Consider the following 16,291-nt stretch of genomic DNA (forward strand, 5'->3'; position numbering starts at 1 on the left):
CCTCAGCCCCTGTACGCCTCGTCCTGCTCGATACGCGAGAGCACCCAGTCGAACTCGCCCGCCGTGATGTGCACGTTGCAATGGCCGCAGGCGCCGCTCATGTTGATCTCGGCGTTCGGGGCGCCGCAGCTCGGGCAGACGGGATCGACACGAGGGGCGCCGCGCCGCTCGGCGCCGCGGATGAGCGTCCAGTATTCGCTGTAAGCGCGCTCCTTCGTCCTGCTGCCCGACACGACCTCGCCGTCCTCGTCGACCGTGTAATCGCGGCACGAGGCGAAGACACGCACGGTGACGGCGTCGTAATACGTGTCGGAGAGGACGCGCGCGAGGTCGAGCGAGACGATCCGCGCGTCCTCCGTGACGTTGCGCAGGCCCTGCTTCTTGTAGGTCTCGATCCAGTACCGCTGCGCCTGGAAGAGGTTGTCCGAGAGGTACGGGCGGACGAGCTCGAGGTTTTGGCTCGACCAGCCCTCGTGGAACACTCGAAAGATGGCGTCCACGCGGGCCTTCCAGGACGACCAGCCGAGCTCTGGGTCCTTCTTCGTGAGCGCGGACCATTTCGCTTGCACGTCGGACGCGACGACGGTCGGAGCGTCCGTGCCCACCTCCTCGGTCGTGCCCGTGAGCAAGGGGCCGCGGGGCTCGCGGCCCTCGACGTCAATCGCAATCACGGTCCAGTCGAGCGCGCCGGCGGAGGCGACGGCGCCGCAATACCGGCATTTCGCGCCGATGGCCTTGCCCTGCGGCGCGCCGCAGCTCGGGCAGCCGAACACCCGCGTCTTCTCGGGCGGCCGCGATTGCACGTGCGGGTCGCGGACGAGGGTCCATCGCTCGTACACCCAGAAGCTCTGCTCGTGGCCGTCGGCGGAGACCTCCGTGTAGTTCACCTCGAAGGCGACCTCGAGCTCGATCCGGCGCGTGGGTTTGCTCTGCGCGACGATCGACCCGAAATGTATCGCGCCGATGACGACGTCCCGTACCTCCGCCGCGGGGTAAGGCGAATACGCGACGATCGCGCCCTCCGCGAGGTAAGCGCCGAGGGCATCGAGCGTGCCCTTGCCTCGCGCGGCCTGGACCTCGGTGTAGAGCGCATACAGAAAGTCTTCGAAGAGGACACGCGAGAAATGGCGATCCTCGCTGCCGAGCGCGGCGAGCGCGGCCTCGATGGTGCGGTGGGGCCTGCGCAGCCGTTTCTCTTTTTCTGCTTTCTTCCGAGCGCGCTCGCGGCGGCGGATCGCCTGCATACGCGCCTCGTGGGCGTCCGTCTGGCTCGACTCCCAGCCCTCGTGCGCCTCGCGATATTTCCGGAAGATTTGCCCGGCGGCGAAAAAGACGACGCCCATGCCGAGCACGACGAGCGCAAAAGGCCCCGAAAACCCGGGCGACTCACCGCCGTAATACGAGGTCCCGGACGACGACGAGGACGACGAGGAGCGGCTCCCGGACGAGCCCCCCCACGGCGACGAGGACGAGGACGAGGAGCGGCTCGACGAGGACGAGGAGCGGCTCGACGACGACGACGACGACGAGCCGCTCCCGCCGCCGAACGTATGACCGCCGCCGGGGCGCGCGCCCGCGTCCTCGGCGAGGAAGGGTGCCGCGAGGCCGAGCCCGGCCGCGAGGGCGAGGGCGGCGAAGCGCTTCGTTCGCCTCATGAATGCACCTCGTCCGCGAGCTCGTTTCTATCGTCCTCGGCGCGCGGGAGGGATCGCCCGAGCGCCTCGCCGAGCTCCCCGAGCGCCACGAGGAAGGCCGGGAGCCCGCCGGTCTTCTCCACCGATTCCTCGACGCGACGCCGCGCGGCGGCGAACGCTTCCCCGAGCGCCTCGAAATCGAGGCCGATGTCACCGACGAGCTCGACCTTTTGCTCGAAGACGGACACGTAAATCAAGAGCCCCGTGCGCCCGCGCGTGCGCGAGACGCCGCGCTCGACGAACGCCGCGCGGGCGGCGCAAAGGACGCTCTCCTCCATGAGCCGCCGCGAGGTGAGGGCGCGCCGGAGGGGCGGGAGGTTCGACGAGGCGAAGCCGCCGAGGACAAAAGCGAGGAGGACCTCGAAGGGCAAGAGGTGCTCGTCGAAGGGCGCGGGGTGAAAGAGGAAGACACAAACCACGACGATCACGAGGCCAAAACCCACGAACCCGTCGGTGTGCCGGTAGTGGCCGGAGACGGCGCGGACGACGACGACGACCTCGGCCGACGTCTTCGCCTCGAGGCCCCGAATGGCCCGCGTGACCTCGTCTTTGGCCTTGGAATCGAGCAAATCCCGAGCGCTCATCGTCGTCCGTCTGCTGGTCAAGAAACGGATATCCCTGCGCGTTCCGCGATTCGACGAGCAAGCCGCTCGAAATCACGAAAACATGCCTGCACCGCCGCTGCATGGCTGCCGATCGCTCCGTCGACGGCTCGCAACAGGAACATGGGCTTTCGGGCCTCCTGGGCCAACGACATCAGGCTCCGGTAATGGCGGATGGTGGCGAGCGGTTGCGTATCGGGGGACGGAGCTGGAGGCGACTCGCCGAGCAGGAGCTCGTGGTAGAGATCCGGAATCCGATCGATCCACCGCCGAGATGCCTTCACGGGGCGCTCTTCTCGAGCGGAATGCTGCATGATGACGTGGCCTATCAGGCACATCTCCCCTCTCGGCAGAGAGATGTTGTGCGGCCGAGGCGCACGGGCGAGGCGCTCCTGCCAACCCGTGCGCCATCGGGGCAGCGCTCGACCCAGGTTACGCAATGCCTGGAGCGAGAGCACATCGGCGCCGAGCGGCACCACGATACAATCGGCCGCGAGGAGGACGGCTCGATTGAGCGCCCCGAAGTCGGGCCCCACGTCGATCAGCGCCACGTCCGCGGTCGACGAGAGGAGCTTCATGACCCTGTGGAACGAGCTCACGACCTGGAACGCGTCGCCCGCTACCGCTCGATCGTCGGCAAGGCAGCCTTCCCACGCGCCCGCCAGCCGATCCTCGAGCATGCTCAGGCCAAGATCGCCGGGGATGAGCGAAAGAGAGCCCGGCGTCTCCGTCGCGACCGACTCCACGTGGGGACGTACGAGCTCGCCGGACCGATTCATGAGCGGCTGGACGGCCGCCAGCATGGTTCGACCGTTCCCGTGGTCCGTCCAGAGCTCTTCGCGTCGCTCGCGAGGCAGGAATGCGGCTGTCAGGTCCGACTGCGGATCCAGGTCCACGGCCAGAACGCTCCTGCCCAGCTCGTGGAACATCCACGCGAGGTGGTACACGAGCGACGTCTTGCCGACGCCGCTCCTGTTGTTGAAGAACGCGATCGTCTTCATGTCCGCCTCGGGACGGTCACGAGGAAGCGGTTGTAACCCGGCTCGAACACGGCCGGCGGAGATCCGTTTCGCGCGAGCTCGGCCTGGACGATGGCGATACCGCGGCCGAATCGATTGACGAACCCGAGGACCTTCGCGGACTCCGCGAGGACGGGGTTCCTGTACGAGGTCCCTCCGGGGAACTGATCGGGCGTGAGGTCGGGGTAGAGCCCTCCGGGGCTCAGGATCTCGATGCGATCCGAGAAATGGTTGACGCTCACGGGCGTGGACGATCCGTCGTAGTTCCGATGGATGACGGCATTCACGAGCAACTCGTGCATGGCGCGTCGAGGATAGTCGCAGATGGTTCGGTCACCGCCCTGCGGGAGCGCGACCGGCCTCGCGCCCTCGATGCTCGCCGCGAGATCGTCGAGGCCACGCAGCACCGAGAGGAGGTCGCCGGAGAACCGGCGCTCGCGCAGGACGTCCTCTGCCTGCGTCGGTCCGTCGTAATGGACGTACTGGACGTACGCTCCTGGGACGAAGAAGAGCGGATCCTTGGCGAAGAGGAGGACACCCGCGTTCGTGGGACAGGACTCGCGCGTGTCGAGGAATCGAAGCGCGGCGAGCTGCTGCTCGATGGACCGGTGGTTTTCCTCGATCACTTCGGGGGCCACCGCGTACGTCCGATAGGTGAGCGAGAACAGATCGAGCGATAAGTCTGCGAGCGAGGAGCCGCGGCAGGGGCGCGCGTCCCACGTGCGGGCGAGGAGGGCCCGTCGCTCCGAAAGGACCCGCTCATCCTGCTCGCTGGCCACGCCTTTTCGGGGCCCGATCCGTATCCAGACGAGCCCCTTGTAACGAACGGGCGGCAAATCGGAAGGGAGCACCTCCACGACCGCCATTTCCCCACCGGCGAGCGACCACTTCTGAACGTTGATGGATGGTATCGGCTGGATGTCGCCGTCCGATCGAAATGCAGCCAGCGATTGGAGGAGTTGATCTTTGATGACGAGTCCTGACGCCGATCCGTCGTCATTCGCCCCCATGAACAGGTAGCCCGGCTTGCGGCTGTTCGGCAGATCGTTCGCGAAGGCGCAGATGGCCTGACCGATCTTCTCCGCGTCTTTCGCGGAGCGCGTGCGCTCCACCCGATCGGACTCGACGTCCCGCAGCATCTCCTCGAGCTCTTCGCGTTCCATGGTCCGCACTCCCTTGTACACCCATCTCACCCCGTTGGCGACAACGTGCGCACCACGCCCGATCATCCGCACGCAGCAGGGACGAACGTCGGCAAGGCGCCCGAGCCCGGGGGGTTGACGCGCGGGAGCTCTGGCGATAGAGCGCACGCGTGAGCGAGTCGACCCAGCAGCAACAGCCGCAGCCCAAGAAGCCAGTCATCCTGTCGGGGATCCAGCCGAGCGGACAGCTCGCGCTCGGCAACTACGTGGGCGCCTTGAAGAACTGGGTGGAGCTGCAGCACACGCACGACTGCATCTTCCTCGTGGTCGATCTGCACGCGCTGACGGTGACGCAGGTGCCCGCGGAGCTCCGGAGCCGGTGCCTGTCGTTCGCGGCGCAATACATTGCCTGCGGGATCGATCCGGAGACGTCGACGATCGTGCTCCAATCCCACGTGCCGCAGCACGCCGAGCTCGCGTGGGTCCTCGGCACGATGACGTACATGGGCGAGCTGTCGCGCATGACGCAATTCAAGGACAAGTCGGCGCGGCACGAGGAGAACATCAATGCGGGTCTCTTCACGTACCCGGTGCTGATGGCGGCGGACATCCTGCTTTATCAGGCGAACCTGGTGCCGGTCGGGGCGGACCAGAAGCAGCACCTCGAGCTCACGCGGGACGTCGCGCAGCGCTTCAACCAGCGTTACTCGGAGACGTTCGTGATGCCGGAGCCCTTCATCCCGAAGATGGGGGCGCGGATCATGAGCCTGCAGGATCCGACGAAGAAGATGTCGAAGAGCGACGACAACCCGGACAATTACATCGCGGTGCTGGATACGCCGGACGTCATCCGCCGGAAGTTCAAGCGCGCGGTGACGGACTCGGAGACGGAGATCCGCTTCGATGTCGAGAAGAAGCCGGGGGTGTCGAACCTCTTGACCATTCACGCGGCGCTGACGAACCAGCCGGTGGAGGCGGTGGAGGCGCATTTCGCGGGGAAGGGCTACGGCGACCTGAAGAGCGAGGTCGCGGACGTGGTGGTGGCGACGCTCGAGCCGTTCCAGAAGCGGTATCAAGAGGTCATGTCCGACAAGGCGGGGCTCGAGCAGATCCTGGCGCGCGGCGCGGAGAAGGCGCGGGCGCGGGCGTGGAAGACGCTTTCGAAGGTGTACCGGAAGGTCGGGCTCGTGCCGGCGGTGGCGGTGGCGAAGGGGTAGGGGGCCACACCGGGCGGGGTGCAAACGGCGCTCGGCGTGGTCCGAGAGGTGTTTGCACGCGGTGCAAAGGGCGATCGGAGTGTGTGAGAGGCGTTTGCACGGCGTGCAGACGGGTCTCGTGACGCTACGAGAGGCGTTTGCACCGCGTGCAGAGGGGTCTCGTGACAGTACGAGAGGGGTTTGCACCGCGTGCAGACGGGTCTCGTGACGTCTGAAAGGCGTTTGCACGGCGTGCAGACGGGTCTTGTGACGGTACGAGAGGCGTTTGCACCGCGTGCAGACGGGTCTTGGGGCGCTCGGGGTGGCGGTTGCCTCACCCCCCAGCCCCCTCTCCACATTCGTGGAGAGGGGGGGATCGGTGGAAGTGGGGCCGGGTTTCCTTTCTGTATCACGTTGGCGTGATCGAATCGGGGAACGGCGCGCTTGCCAGCGCCCTCGGGCAGGGTGGTAGGCTCTGCGCGGACTGACCATGCCCCGCTTCCTCCTCGCGATCATCGGTGACGGCGCTGCTCTCCCTGGATCTCCCGCCTACGAGGCCGCCTACGAGGCCGGGCTCGCGGCCGTGGAGGTGGGCTTTCGGGTCCTGACGGGGGGGCTCGGAGGCGTCATGGAGGCCGCTTGCCGCGGGGCGCGGGCCTCGAGTCGGTACAAGGAGGGCGATACCGTCGGCCTCCTTCCAGGGCACGACCCACGCGCCGCCAATACCTACGTCGATATCGCGATCCCCACCGGGCTCGGACATTTGCGGAATGCACTCGTCGCCCACGCCGACGCGGTCGTCGCCATCGGCGGCGGCGCAGGCACGCTCTCCGAAATGGCCATGGCCTGGATCCACGATCGAATCGTCGTCGGTCTCGAAATCGCCGGATGGAGCGGCGAGCTCGCCGGCGTCCGGATCGACGACAGACAACGATTCCCGGACGTACCCGATGATTACGTGATCCCCGCCACCAGCGGCACGGACGCCATCCGCCAGGTCGTCACGGCCATGGCCGAACGAGCCAGCCGCTGAGCCGGGCAGAGCGTTCGCGCCATCGAGCGCGACACCCTCGACGAAACTGTGGCAGTATTGGGCGGGATTCCATCGCATGAAGGCTTTGCTCGTCGCTTCTCCCAAGGCCGATCCACAACCGGTCGAGCGGTTGCTTCGTGATCAGTGCAGTGACGTGACCGTCTTGCCTGCCTTGGAGCTCGAGGCGGCTTCGAGCGCCGGCGTCGGCTTCGTCGTGCTCCTCTCGTCCGAGGACGAGCAGGACGTCGCCGCGAGCCTCGCGGCCTGTCGACTCCTGCGGAGCGCCCCGGACGGCGGGCCCGTCATCTTCGCGATGGCCACCACGCCCGAGCACGTCGAGGCGCTCTGCGACGAAGGCGTCGACGACTTCATGATCTGGCCGGCCATCGAGAGCCTCTTGACCTCACGCGTCGAGCTGCTCTTCCGGCGCGTCGCGCAGCGGAAGAAGGAGGCCGTCCGCGCAGGCATGCTCGGCGACGCGCTCCGGCACGCCGAGCGCAGCGAGCAGCGCTTCCGCCACCTCGCCGAGAGCTCCACCGAGATCCTCGCGCGTTTCTCGCCAGGCGGCGTCAGGCTCTACATCTCACCAGCATGTCGCACCGTGCTCGGCTACGAGCCCGACGAGCTGCTCGGATCGAGCATCCTCGACATCCTCCATCCCTCCGATGTCTCGAAGCTGCTCGAGGCGCTCGGCGCGCTCGACGCAGGCGCGCAGGTCGCAGGCGCGATCATCCGCCTGCAGCGCAAGGACGGCGAGTACGCGTGGCTCGAGACGATCAGCCGGCCCGTGCGTGATCCTCGCACCGACGTGATCGAGGAGCTCGTCACCGTCTCGCGAGACATCACGGCGATGATCCACGCCGAGCACGAGAAGATCGAGGCCGAGGCGCGCCTCGCCGTGATCGACGCGATCCCGGATCCGCTCTCGGTCGAGGACGACACGGGGCGGATCACGATCGCCAACCGCGCGTTTTGCACCCTCGTGGGCAAGCCACGCGAGGAGGTCCTCGGGCAGTCGGCCGACGCGCTCAAGCCAAAGCCGCTCGGCGGCAAGCCGGATCGATGGCCGCAGTCCGCAGACGAGCGGGAGGTCGCGCTGAGCACGCCCGACGGCGCGACGCACGTGCTCGTCGAGAAGCGAGCGCTGCTGCAGGTCCGCAAGGAGGAGCGGCTGCTCGTGTCGATCCTGCGCGACATGAGCGAGCAACGAAAGCGCGAGGCCGAGGCCCGGATCGCCACCGCGGCCACGCTCGCCTCGGGCATCTCGCACGAGATCAACAACCCGCTCGCGTACGTGCTCAACAACCTGGGCTTCGTGTCCGAGTCGCTCGGAGCCACGAAGAGCCCGGAGGTGGCCAAGGCGCTCGACGAGGCCGTCGAAGGCGCGAAGCGGATCAAGGTGGTCGTGCGGGACCTGCGTATCCTCGGCGAGGTCTCACGCGAGGCGCCTCCGACCACGAACGTGGCGCGCGCCGTCGAGGCGGCGCTGCTGCTCACGCGGGGCGCGATCGAGGCGCGCGCGCAGCTCTCGTCCGAGGTGGCCGATGTGCCGCCGGTCGCAGGGGAGCCGGCGCGGATCGCGCTGGCGATCGTGGGCCTCTTGCTCCGCACGACACGCGTGTTGCCCGAGGGGGATCCGAAGGCGAACGAGGTGCGCGTCGTGCTCGCGCCCGCGGAGGGCGGGTCGGTGGTCGTGGAGGTGCACGACACGGGGCGCGGCGTGTCGCACGGCGCGGATCTCTCGCTCTGGGAGAGCGTCGTGGCCAGCCACGGCGGGCGGATCGACGTGCAGAGCGCGCCGGGGCGAGGGAACCGGATCCGGTTGTTCTTGCCCGTCGCGTCCTGATCGTCCGCCGACCGGGACACGTCAGAGGATCGTGCAGGCCTCGTCGAAGGCGAAGCGGGGGCTCCGCGGGAAGACCTTCGAGGCGTCGCCGTAGCCGAGGTTCACGAGGAAGTTCGAGGCGAAGCGGCCGTCGGGGAAGAACGCTCGGTCGAGTTTGTCGTTGTCGAAGCCCGACATGGGGCCGCAGTCGAGGCCGAGCGCGCGCGCGGCCATCATGAGGTAGGCGCCCTGGAGCGTGCCGTTGCGGAAGGCGGTCGTGTCGATCAGCGCCTGGTTGCCGACGAACCACGCGCGCGCGTCGGTGTGCGGGAAGAGCTTGGGCAGCTCGTCGTAGAAGCGGCGGTCGTGGGCGATGATCGCCGTGACCGGCGCGGTGCGGGTCTTGTCCTGGTTGCCGGCGGAGACGACGGCGAGCAGCCGCGCCTTCGCCTCGGGGCTCTTCACGAAGACGACACGCATGGGGGAGCAGTTGGCGCTCGTGGGCGCCATCTTCGCGAGGTCGTAGATCTCGCGGAGCACGTCGTCCTCGACCGGTCGCTCGAGCCAGACGTTGTGGGTGCGCGCAGCGCGGAACAGTTGATCGAGGGCCTCTTCGCCGAGCCGATTCGCCATGGAGCAGTCACCTCGCTGAGACGGTTTACTGTTGCGTCAGAAAAAACACGAGCGCGCCAACGGTGATGCCGACGAGGACCGCGATCGGGACGAGGAGCCAGAAGCTCGTCCCGCCCTTCTTCTTGCGCGTGATCGGGCGCGGTTTGTCGGCGGCGAGGGAGGCCTGGCCTGGCTTGCGCGCCTTGTCCTCGGAGGGCGCCTTCACGACGAGCGGCGGCTTGGGGGACGGCGCCTTCTTCAGGGCCGGCGGAGGCTCGCGGCCCGTGGTGAGGGTGTCCGTGACCGAAGGCGCAGCAGGGATGGTGGGCGAGGAGCCGAGCACGGGCTCGGCGTCCGCCGGGACGCGGATGATGACGCCGTCCTTCGAGGCCTTGCCGCCCTCGGGATCGGTGTCGTGCTCGACGTCGACGGACGCCGGGGCCTTCAGCGCCTTGCGCTTGAGCGTGAGCTGCTCGGACGGGAGCGTCGATTGCTCGGGGATCGTGGCGTGCGCGAAGCGGACCGACTCGACCGGGACCTCGGCGATGTTGCGGCGCGAGGGCGGAAGAGGCGGCGCGTCGTCCCGCGCGGTGCCGCCGAGGCGATGCGGCGTGGCGCGGAGCTCGGGCAGGACCTTCTCGAGCGCGGCCTTGAGCTCGGCGGCGTTCTGCTGCCGCTGCGCGGGCCACTTCTCGAGCGCCGTCAGGATGATGGCCTCGAGCCCTTTGTGCATGAAGGGCGTGAGGGCGCTCGGCCGCGGCGGAGGCTGGCGGATGTGCTTGAGGGCGATGTCGATGATGGAGTCGCCGCTGAAGGGGATCTGCCCGGTGACGAGCTGGTAGAGGAGGACGCCGCAGGCGTAGATGTCGCTGCGCGCGTCGACGGACTCGCCGCGGCACTGCTCGGGGGACATGTACTCGGGCGTGCCCACGATGACGCCGACGCTGGTGATCGCCGAGCTCGGCGCGGCGCTCGGCGGCGGGTTGTCGCCGCCTTCGCCCTCCTTCAGCTCCTTGTCGAGGATCTTGGCGATGCCGAAGTCGAGGACCTTGATGCGCTCGCGGCCGGCCGCGTCGGGCTGGCCGAGGATCATGATGTTCTCGGGCTTGAGGTCGCGGTGCACGACGCCCTGCTCGTGCGCGATCGTGAGGACGTCGCAGACCTCCATCAGGATCCGCGCCGCGCGTGCCTCGGCGAGGCGCCGCTCGACCGTGAGGATCTCGAAGAGATCGCGGCCCTGGAGCAGCTCCATCGCGATGTACGCGATGTTCCCGTCGACGCCGTAGTCGATGATCTGGACGGTGTTCTTGTGGTTGAGCCGCGAGGCAGCCTTGGCCTCGCGGCGGAAGCGCCTGGCGAAGGTGGTGTCGCGCGCGAGCTCGGGGTGCATGACCTTGACCGCGACCTCGCGCGGATCGGCGTCCTGCACGCCGCGGTACACGGTCGCCATCGCCCCCTCCCCGAGGAACGACGTGATCCGGAACCGACCTGCCAGGGTGCTTCCGATGAGGGCCGCGGCGGTGCTCATACGAACGGGAACATCGGGGAGCCTAACGCGATAAGATGCATCGTATGGTGAAAATGTGCCGTTCGGCTTCGTCTCACGGGTCCGTCTGGCCCATGGTCGCCGCGCTCGTCCTGGGCCTCTCGAGCGTCGGATGTTCGACAGTCGAGTACGCCGACAGCGTGAGCCAGGCAAATCCGCTGGACGCGGTGGAGAGTGATCTCGTCGGTCGGCTGAACGACCTGCGCGCAGACGCAGGCGTGCCAGCGCTGAAGGTCTGCGCGTCGCTGAACGTGTCGGCGTCGGGGCACAGCGACGACATGCGGGACAACGGTTACCTGAAGGAGGTCGGGCCGGACGGATCGACGACGGCGAGCCGCGCATGCGAGGCCGGGTTCTCCGCGGCATGCGAGGGGACGCTGGGGATGGCCGAGCTCCTGGCGAAAGGGTTCGCCGGCGGCGAGCAGACGCTCACGCAGTGGGCGATGGATCCGGGGACAGAACCCGCGCTCGTGAACGCGCTGTTCGTGACGCTCGGCGTGGGTCGATCGATGGGCGGAGAGTCGGCGATCTGGACGCTGGATCTCGCAGCCGCGGATGACCCGAGCTGCGAGAGTGCGGCGCCGTAGCGGCTAGCTGCTCTTCAGATCGAGCGCCGCCTCGAGGATGGGGCGCGCGCCCTGGATCGCGGCGCGGTGGGAGTAAAACGCGAGGCCACGGCGCCCGCCGAGCTCCTCGCCGCCACCCGCGCGACCAGGGCCGCCGTGCACGCTCTGCGGGAGGACGGTGCCAGGGCCGGGCGTCTGATCGGCGATCTTCTCGCTGCCGAAGTAGAGGCGGCCGTGGTACGGGGACAAACCGAAGATCATGTCGGTGACGAAGGCCCGATCGTCGCTGTACACGGAGCCGACGAGCATGCCGCCGCCACGACGAACGAGGTCCGTCGCGCGGGCCGAGGAGCCGTCGTAGGGGACGATCGTGGCGCAGGGGCCAAAGACCTCGTGCTGGTGGACGTCACGCGCGGCGTCGGGGTCCTTGCAGTGGAGGAGCGTGGGCGGCACGAAGTAACCCTTGCCGTCCTGCGCGCCGACGCGCTGGAAGGCGCCGTCGCCGAGGACGATCGAGGCCTCGGCCGATAGCTTCTGGATGCCGGCGCGGATGTCGCGGAGCTGCGCGGCCGTGGCGAGCGGGCCGACGGTGACACCCTCGAGCGCAGGGTCGCCGACCTTGACGTCGCGGAGGAGGGCGACGAGCTCGTCCTTGATCTCGGCCTCGATCGCGGAGGGGACGAGGATGCGGCGAATGGCGGTGCACTTCTGCCCGGCCTTCTGCGTGATGTCGCGGCTGACCTCGCGGAGGAACATGCGGTACGTGTCGGAGCCCGAGGCGACGTCGGGCCCGAGGACGGCCGTGTTGAGGCTGTCGGCCTCGATGTTGAGGCGCACGGAGCCGTGGACGACGGCCGGCATGGCGCGGAGGCGCGCGCCGGTGTCGGCGGAGCCGGTGAAGGCGAGGACGTCCTGACCGCCGAGGTGATCGAGCATGTCGCCGGGCGCGCCGGCGATGAAGGAGAAGGCCCCCTCGGGGAGGATGTTCGCCTCGACGAAGAGGCGCGCGATCCGGGAGGCGAGGAGGGCGGTGCTCGTCGCGGGCTTGGAGACGACGGGCATGCCGGCGAGCAGGGCACACGCGAGCTTCTCGCCGAGGCCCCAGGCCGGGAAGTTGAAGGCGTTGATGTGGACGGCGACGCCCGCGCGGGGGACGAGGACGTGGTAGCCGAAGAAACGAGGGCTCCTGCCGAGCTTCTCGCCCTCACCGTCGACGAGGAAACGCGCGTCGCCGAGCTGCTTGCCGAGCTCGGCGTAATACGCGAGCGTGCCGGAGGCGCCGTCGATGTCGAACTTCGCGTCGCTGCGGGTGTTGCCGCCGTTCTGGATGGCGACGTCGATCAGGGCGTCGCGGTTCGCGTGGATGACGCGGGACAAGGCGAGGAGCAGCTCGCCGCGCTGCGCGAACGAGAGGGCGCGGAGCCGAGGGCCGCCGACGTCACGCGCGTGCGAGAGAGCTCGGGCGAAGTCGATCCCCTCGGTGCTCGCCTCCGCGATCGGCTCCTCGGTCGTCGGGTTGACGAGCGTGGCGGCCTTGCCGGAGCCGGAAACCCAGGCACCTGATACGTAGCTGGCGAGTCGTTCCATCGGTCCGCGCTCTATACCGCGGACACGCGTCTCGCGGAACCCGGGAGCGAGGACTAGTCCATGAACTCGGGGTCGTCGCAGCGGGCCTGGCGCAGGGCGCGCTTGGTGACCGACTTGTTCGACTTGTCGCCCTTCTTCGTCTTGATCTCGACGCTCTCGGGTGTGTCCTTGAACCAGAACTCGATCTTCGTGGGCAGCTCCCAGAGGTTCTTCGTGGGATCGAGCGTCTTGAAGCGGTCCTTCTGGCCGAGGCCGATGTTGATGGTCTTGTACTCGTCCGTCTGGAGGACGAAACAAGTCTTGGAGTCGGCCGTACGACCCGGGGCGTACACGTAGCCGTTCGAGCCCGATTGGAACTCGAAGGTGAAGCTCTCGAGCACCTTGCCGCTCGCGTCCTTCGCCTCGAGCTTGTGCGAGCCGCTGGACACGTTCTTCGTGACCACGACCGAGGCGTTCTCCGTGGCCGCGTTTTTCAGGTCCTTGGCGAGCTCCTCACCGTCGAGCGTGACGGAGACGCCGTCCTGGCCCGTGACGTTGATGATGCGGACCGACGGGTGCGTGTGGCCCCACCACAGGAAGCCGACGACCCCGATGACTCCGAGAAGCCCCACGACGCCGATGGCCACGACCTTGAGGATGTTGAAGCCGGCCGCCTGGGCCTGCTGCTGCGGCATCGGCGCGCCCATGGGAAACCCCATCGGCGGCGCGCCCATCGGCATGCCAGGCTGCGGGCCGTATCCCATGCCGGGTTGACCACCATACCCCTGCTGCGGATCTCCGCCCATCGGAGGGCCGTACCCCGGCTGCGGAGCGCCGTACCCCGGCTGCTGCTGCTGCTGCGGAGGACCGTACCCCGGCTGCTGCTGCTGCTGCTGCGGAGGGCCGTACCCCTGCTGTTGCTGCTGCGGCTGCTGCGGCTGCGGAGGGCCGTACGCGCCTCCCTGCTGCGGATACGTTCCTTGCGGCGGGTAGCCGGGCGGACCTCCCGGGGGATACCCCCCGCCCGGGGGAGGCATGTTGGCCATGGCGGTTTCTCCTTCGATCGAGCGTCGGCGCGCCGCGTCAGGCAGCACGCATGCCGCGATGATAGGAGCGATCCGAATCGGCTGTCTCGGTCAAAGAGGAAAACGAAGCGAGGTGGTCAGCCATCACAAACGGCCGACGCGAGGAGGGCCGCCATCCTCGCGCGGACGAGCTCGAGCTCCCGGACCGCGAGGTCGAGCTCGGCCTGGCGAAGGCGCTGCGCCGAGTCGACGAGCTCGAAGCTCGTGGCCGTGCCCGCCTCGTACGCGATCTGCGTGAGCCGCGCCGTCTCGCGCGCGAGATCCCGCGCCTTCTGCGAGATGACGAGGGCCTGGTCCGCGACCTCGACGCCCCGCATGGTCTGCTGCACGTCGAGCCGCGCCTGCCGCTCGGCCGCCTCGAGCCGCGCCTCCTGCTGCTGCACGGTCGCGCGCGCCGTCCGGACCTCGCCGTAGCGGCTGCCCTCGTAGAGGGGGATCGTGAGGACCGCGCCGATGGTCCACGTGTAGTTCTTGAGGTTGCCCTGGCCGAGGTTCATGGCCGTGAGCGTCGTGGTCGCGTCCGCCGTGGGCAGGAAGCCGAGCCGGGTCTCCCGGACCTGGCGCTTGGCCACCTCGAGCTGCTGGCGCGCCGCGACGACGTCGGGGCGATCCTCGGGTTTGCCCACGGAGCACGTGCTCTCGATGCTGTGTTTCATGTCATCGAGCGAGATCGTGGGCGGCAAGCCATAAGGGACGTTGTCGCCGAGCGCGAGGCCAAGCGCCTCACGCGCGCGCCGGAGCGCCTCGTCACTCTGGACGATCTGCGTGCGAGCGAGGTTCACGTCCTGCTCGGCGCGCACGACGTCGAGCTGCGTGCCCGTGCCGAGCCGCGCCCTGCGCTTGGTGAGCTCGAGGCGCTCGAGCGAGGTGCGGAGGCCGCTGCGGTTGATCTCACTCGTACGCTCGGTCGTGACGACATTGACGATCGCGCTCGCCAGGTTCGCGAGGAGCTGCCGTCGCCGATCCGAGGCGGTGGCGCGCGCCGCGTCGGCGTTCTTTTTGGCCGTGCCGATGGCGTACCAGTTGCGGAGCGAGAGGAGGGGGACACGCGCCGTGACGTCGCCGCGGAGGATGGGCGTGTAGGGCACGGGGATGTACTGCGCCGGCGTGTTGTCGATGATGCACGTGCCCGCCGTCCTCTCCGGGTTCGAAGGGAGCGCCGGGCCCACCGGGCAGAAGAGGTACCTGCCGTCGGACAGGATCATGTTGTGGTTGACGCTGCCCGTGGCGGTGACCGTGGGCAACGCGCGTCCGAGCGCCTGCGCGCTCAGCCCCTCCGCGCGAGCGACCTCCGCCTCCACGATGCGCAGATCCGGCGCGCGCGTCTCGACGAGCGTGACCGCCTCGCGCCAGTTCGAAAGCGTCTTCGGCGCAGCAGGGACCGGCGCGAGCAGCGGATCGTCCACGGCGATCGTCGGAGGCGCCGCGGGCGCTTGCGGCGCAGCCGGGGCCGGGGCCGGCGGCGCCGGTTGCTGCGCCGCGAGCGGCGCCGACACGAACAAAGCAGAGGACAGGAGCGACGTGGCGAGGGAGGCTCGCATCCAGCGAGGACGGCGCATGGCGCATCGATGTACCACCACGCGCGCGACGACAAGCGGGAAGCGAGATCCGAGCAGCAGTTAGTCGCGCGCGACAGGCCTCGGGCGGGCTCGCTGCTTCTTCGGTTTGCCGCGCCGCTCGCGGCCCGAGCCTTCCTCGCTCTCGGGCGCGCCCGCGTCGAGCCAGCGCCAGAGCGCCATCTGATCGGCGGTGGCGCCACGCCGGATGGCGCGCTTGAGCACGCGCTTGGCGAGAACGAGCTTGCCCGAGCGCGCCAGGGCGTGCGCGTAACTCGCGGCGATGTCCACCTCCTCGGGCTCCGCCTCGCTGGCCTTCGCGAGCAAGGGGAGCGCGTCGTGGGGCCTGTCCAAGGCGACGTCGTAGAGGTGGCCGAGGTTGTGCGCGTACCAGGGGTTGTCCGGCGAGAGCGCGAGGGCCCGCTCGTAGGCGCGCGCGGCATACCGGAAGTTGCGCAGGAGCGACTGCGCGAGGCCCATGACGGCCCAGGCGCCATCGTCCCGGCCGTCGTGCGCGAGGACCTTGCGCGCGAAGAGCGCGGCGCGCCAAGGGTCGTGCTCGACGCCGAGCTCGGCGAGCTGGCGATGCGCCGCGACCCAAGGCTCGCTGCCCGGCTCGGCGATGCGAGTGATACGCGCGAGCAGAGGGAGGATGTCTTCGACGCCGAGGCCCGCGGCGATCGCGCCGTCGACCTCGCGCCGGAGCCTTCCGACCTCGTCCTCCCATCCACGCCGCGCCATATCCAAGGGGATACGACCTTCGCGCGCGCTCCGCCAGCAGGGCTTTTGGTGAGCAAAACGCCGATGGCAGACGCCCCCCCGAGCGTCGACCGAGGGCGGAGAGCCCTC

General features: G+C 68.8%; 14 protein-coding genes. 4 read left to right on the forward strand and 10 right to left on the reverse strand.

All coding sequences use genetic code 11. From position 1 onward, the window contains the following. Window positions 1–2 precede the first annotated feature (2 nt). The 4 genes from GF068_RS01265 to GF068_RS01280 are packed head-to-tail and all read right to left on the reverse strand — an operon-like array spanning window position 3 to window position 4,478. Window positions 3–1,655 (reverse strand): Tim44 domain-containing protein, encoded by a 1,653-nt coding sequence (locus GF068_RS01265; protein ID WP_153817462.1) that lies wholly within the window; start codon window positions 1,653–1,655, stop codon window positions 3–5. Then, window positions 1,652–2,278 (reverse strand): hypothetical protein, encoded by a 627-nt coding sequence (locus GF068_RS01270; protein ID WP_153817463.1) that lies wholly within the window; start codon window positions 2,276–2,278, stop codon window positions 1,652–1,654. Before GF068_RS01270 ends, GF068_RS01265 begins: the two co-directional genes overlap by 4 nt. A 17-nt stretch (window positions 2,279–2,295) precedes the next feature. Continuing rightward, entirely contained in the window at window positions 2,296–3,297 is a 1,002-nt protein-coding gene (locus tag GF068_RS01275) for a ParA family protein (RefSeq protein ID WP_153817464.1), read from the reverse strand. Then, window positions 3,294–4,478 carry an ATP-binding protein gene (locus GF068_RS01280; RefSeq protein WP_153817465.1) on the reverse strand — a complete coding sequence of 395 codons (1,185 nt, stop codon included), beginning with the start codon at window positions 4,476–4,478 and terminating at the stop codon, window positions 3,294–3,296. Before GF068_RS01280 ends, GF068_RS01275 begins: the two co-directional genes overlap by 4 nt. Before the next feature lie 149 nt (window positions 4,479–4,627). Here GF068_RS01280 and trpS point away from each other — a divergent pair, with 149 nt between their 5' ends. The 3 genes from trpS (at window position 4,628) to GF068_RS01295 (ending at window position 8,532) form a co-directional block, all read left to right on the forward strand. Continuing rightward, a complete protein-coding gene (gene trpS / locus GF068_RS01285) occupies window positions 4,628–5,674 on the forward strand; it encodes a tryptophan--tRNA ligase (protein WP_338046152.1) in 1,047 nt (348 codons plus the stop codon). A gap of 469 nt (window positions 5,675–6,143) precedes the next feature. Further along, window positions 6,144–6,686 (forward strand): SLOG cluster 4 domain-containing protein, encoded by a 543-nt coding sequence (locus GF068_RS01290; RefSeq protein ID WP_153817466.1) that lies wholly within the window; start codon window positions 6,144–6,146, stop codon window positions 6,684–6,686. A gap of 76 nt (window positions 6,687–6,762) precedes the next feature. Then, window positions 6,763–8,532: a PAS domain S-box protein gene (locus tag GF068_RS01295; protein WP_153817467.1), complete on the forward strand. Its 1,770-nt coding sequence runs from the start codon at window positions 6,763–6,765 to the stop codon at window positions 8,530–8,532. A gap of 21 nt (window positions 8,533–8,553) precedes the next feature. Here the strand turns inward: GF068_RS01295 and GF068_RS01300 are convergent, their stop codons facing one another. Continuing rightward, window positions 8,554–9,144: a malonic semialdehyde reductase gene (locus tag GF068_RS01300; RefSeq protein WP_153817468.1), complete on the reverse strand. Its 591-nt coding sequence runs from the start codon at window positions 9,142–9,144 to the stop codon at window positions 8,554–8,556. Between the two features lie 25 nt (window positions 9,145–9,169). Beyond that, window positions 9,170–10,651, reverse strand: coding sequence for a protein kinase domain-containing protein (locus GF068_RS01305; protein WP_153817469.1), 1,482 nt, complete (start codon window positions 10,649–10,651; stop codon window positions 9,170–9,172). A gap of 158 nt (window positions 10,652–10,809) precedes the next feature. Between GF068_RS01305 and GF068_RS01310 the strand changes: the two genes are divergently transcribed. Further along, window positions 10,810–11,256: a CAP domain-containing protein gene (locus GF068_RS01310; RefSeq protein ID WP_170319246.1), complete on the forward strand. Its 447-nt coding sequence runs from the start codon at window positions 10,810–10,812 to the stop codon at window positions 11,254–11,256. Between the two features lie 3 nt (window positions 11,257–11,259). Here GF068_RS01310 and GF068_RS01315 read toward each other — a convergent pair whose 3' ends face one another. The 4 genes from GF068_RS01315 to GF068_RS01330 form a co-directional block, all read right to left on the reverse strand. Beyond that, on the reverse strand, window positions 11,260–12,822 hold the full coding sequence (locus tag GF068_RS01315; protein ID WP_153817471.1) for a 3,4-dehydroadipyl-CoA semialdehyde dehydrogenase: 1,563 nt from the start codon (window positions 12,820–12,822) through the stop codon (window positions 11,260–11,262). A gap of 53 nt (window positions 12,823–12,875) precedes the next feature. Continuing rightward, complete coding sequence (locus tag GF068_RS44090) at window positions 12,876–13,847, reverse strand: hypothetical protein (RefSeq protein WP_206079376.1); 972 nt, start codon at window positions 13,845–13,847, stop codon at window positions 12,876–12,878. Window positions 13,848–13,963: 116 nt separating this feature from the next. Beyond that, entirely contained in the window at window positions 13,964–15,445 is a 1,482-nt protein-coding gene (locus GF068_RS01325) for a TolC family protein (protein ID WP_153817472.1), read from the reverse strand. A 60-nt stretch (window positions 15,446–15,505) separates the two neighbouring features. After that, on the reverse strand, window positions 15,506–16,183 hold the full coding sequence (locus GF068_RS01330; RefSeq protein WP_153817473.1) for a hypothetical protein: 678 nt from the start codon (window positions 16,181–16,183) through the stop codon (window positions 15,506–15,508). Window positions 16,184–16,291: the final 108 nt, after the last annotated feature.

This window comes from Polyangium spumosum (assembly GCF_009649845.1).
Lineage (GTDB): Bacteria > Myxococcota_A > Polyangia > Polyangiales > Polyangiaceae > Polyangium > Polyangium spumosum.